This is a genomic window from [Anoxybacillus] calidus (genome assembly GCF_013760845.1).
In the GTDB taxonomy this organism is placed as follows: domain Bacteria; phylum Bacillota; class Bacilli; order Bacillales; family Anoxybacillaceae; genus Paranoxybacillus; species Paranoxybacillus calidus.
Window position 1 is genome coordinate 1 of sequence record NZ_JACDUU010000021.1, and the last position, 1,204, is coordinate 1,204.

Annotated in this window: 1 protein-coding gene; it reads right to left on the bottom strand. The window is 36.3% G+C overall.

Features of this window, described 5'->3' with window-relative positions:
• A partial coding sequence (locus tag HNQ85_RS17410) for a nucleotide sugar dehydrogenase (protein WP_181538962.1) occupies positions 1-1,149 on the bottom strand: 1,149 nt, incomplete at its 3' end.
• Positions 1,150-1,204 lie beyond the last annotated feature (55 nt).

The following is a 1,204-nucleotide window of genomic DNA, read 5'->3' on the forward strand; positions in this document are numbered from 1 at the left end:
CACATCTGCTTGTTGTATTTGCTCCCTTGATAGTTCTACAGATTTATAATTTATACCATTAATATAAATATTTGGAAAATAAGGGTCGTAATATTTCACATCATACCCTTTCTGAACGAGTAAATCGAAAACAACTAAAGCAGGCGATTCACGCAAATCATTTACATCTTTTTTATACGCCACACCAATGAGAAGTACTTCGGCTGCTACATTTGGAGCGATTTCATTGACACGCTCTACAATTTCAGCAGGCATTTTTTCATTAATTTCTTGTGCAACTTGGATTAAGCGGCTTATAAAACCATGTTGCTTTAATTTCCATTGGAAGTATAAAGGATCAACTGGAATGCAGTGACCACCTATCCCTGGTCCTGGCCAATAAGGCGTAAATCCAAACGGCTTTGTCGCTGCAGCTTGCAATGCTTCATAAAAATCGATATTAAGCTTTCGACATAATGAGAATATCTCATTTACAAGTGAAATGTTTACAAGACGTTGAATGTTCTCAAATAACTTACACATTTCTGCGACTTTTGGAGAGCTAACAGGTACAACTTCATCGAATGCATGTTTATATAAATCAATTACTTTTTCAAGACATGTCTTCGTTTGTCCGCTCACTACTTTTGGAATGGATTTCACTGAAAAATGATGGTTACCCGGATCAATACGCTCAGGTGAATATCCTAAATAGTAATCTTTTCCAACTTCTTTTCCTGTTTTCTGAAGGATAGGTAAAATCACTTCTTCTAATGTACCGGGATAGGTTGAACTTTCAAAAATAATTGTTTGTCCTTGTTGTAAATGCTGTTGAATAAAATGAGAAGCAGCAATAATTGCTCCTAAATCTGGATCTCCGTTTTCCGTCACGGGAGTCGGTACAGTCACAATTACATAGGAGGCTTGTTTATATAAATCAACTGCATCTTCTGATGTAGTTGCTGTAAAAACACCTTTTTTGATAGTATCTTGCAAAAGCGAGTCTGAAACGTCTGGGATGTAGCTGATTCCCTTCGCAAGACTATCAATTTTGCTCTTATCTTTATCTATTCCTATAACAGAAAATCCACATGTTGCAAAATGAATGGCAAGTGGAAGTCCTACATAACCTAAGCCAATTACTGCAATTTTTACTTGATGATGTTCCATTTTCTAACTCCTCTCGTAATTTTTTGATGGGAGTTCGGTTATGTTATGTTCCCCA